Genomic DNA, 1335 nt, shown 5'->3' on the forward strand with positions numbered 1-1335 from the left:
CAGGCTGCTGAAATACTCCCCCGCGTCCGAATCTGTTCAGCGGCTGTAGCCGCATTTTTCCGTATTCTGAAAGTCAGCCCGTAAAACCGGGTGTTTTCAGCCGCAAACCACGGTTTTCTGCTCCTTTTGCCTTCACATCTGCCCCTGCAGACGGATTTGCCCCAAGTTGCGCAGTCGCGTGAGGTTGTAGCCCGCCATCGTCAGCACAAACATCTGATCAACCTTCTTGATCCCGCGCACCAACACCTGACGCATGTGCCCCACCGTCTTGGCCCAGCCAAAGCCTTGCTCGATCAGCTTTCTCTTTTGCTGCGAGATGGCGTAGCCTTCGCTACCCGCGATCCTGTCAGGCACCGCCGATTGACGCCCTGATTTGTTCTGCGCCACATGGGGCAGCACGTTCATCTCATGCAAAGCGTCGATGAATTCCTTGGCGTCGTAGCCTTTGTCCGCCCCCAGGGTGATGGTCATCGGTTCATCACCGGGCAGTGCCTGGCGCGCATCGTTGATCATGGCCTTGGCCGCTTCACGTTCAGCATATCCGTCTGCCTGGGTGACCACGGCGCTGACCACCAGCCCATGGCGGTTGTCGGTGAGTGTGTGGCCCATGAAGCGCAACTCGCTGGCCGTCTTGCCCTTACGGTACAGCCTTGCATCCGCGTCCGTGGTGGACTCGTGGGTGTCGTTGCTGCGCTTTTGGTCTTTGAAGTTGCCCGCGTCGGTATCGTCGTCGCCCTGGCGGTCTTTGCGCACAAAACTCTTGTGGCCCGCCCAGGCCTGGATCAGGGTGCCATCTACGCTGAAGTGCTCGCCCGAGAGCAGTTCCTGCTCCTGGGCTTGTTGCACGATCTGATTGAAGAACTCGATGACCGCATCGTGCTCGATCAGGCGTTCGCGGTTCTTGCTGAAGACAGTGGGCACCCAGACTGCGTCGTCCATGGCCAGGCCGATGAACCAGCGAAACAGAAGGTTGTATTGAGTCTGCTCCATCAGCTGGCGCTCCGAGCGCACGCTGTAGAGCACCTGGATGAGCATGGCGCGCAGCAGCTTCTCGGGAGCAATGCTGGGGCGCCCGCCTTTGATGTCGGCCGCATACATCCGGGCAAACAGCTCGTCCATGTTGGCCAGGGCTGTATTGACCATCACACGGATCACGCGCAAGGGGTGATCGGCGGGCACGAAGTCATCGAGGTGGCGCATGGTGAACAGGCTCTCGGTGAAGGTGTCGGCTCCGCGCATGTCTGGCTTGTCTGTCTGGTTGGTGGGGTGCCTCGATTGTCGCGGGAGGGCCTATGAATCTGGACGGGCGCAGGGGAGTATTTCAGCAGCCTGTTA

At 59.7% G+C, this 1335-nt stretch carries 1 protein-coding gene; it reads right to left on the reverse strand.

Annotated features, from left to right (window positions below; all coding sequences use genetic code 11):
- Positions 1 to 132: 132 nt before the first annotated feature.
- Entirely contained in the window at positions 133 to 1239 is a 1107-nt protein-coding gene (locus B2J89_RS21090) for an IS5 family transposase (RefSeq protein WP_169170801.1), read from the reverse strand.
- Between the last annotated feature and the right edge of the window lie 96 nt (positions 1240 to 1335).

This window comes from Acidovorax sp. SRB_24, assembly GCF_012931925.1.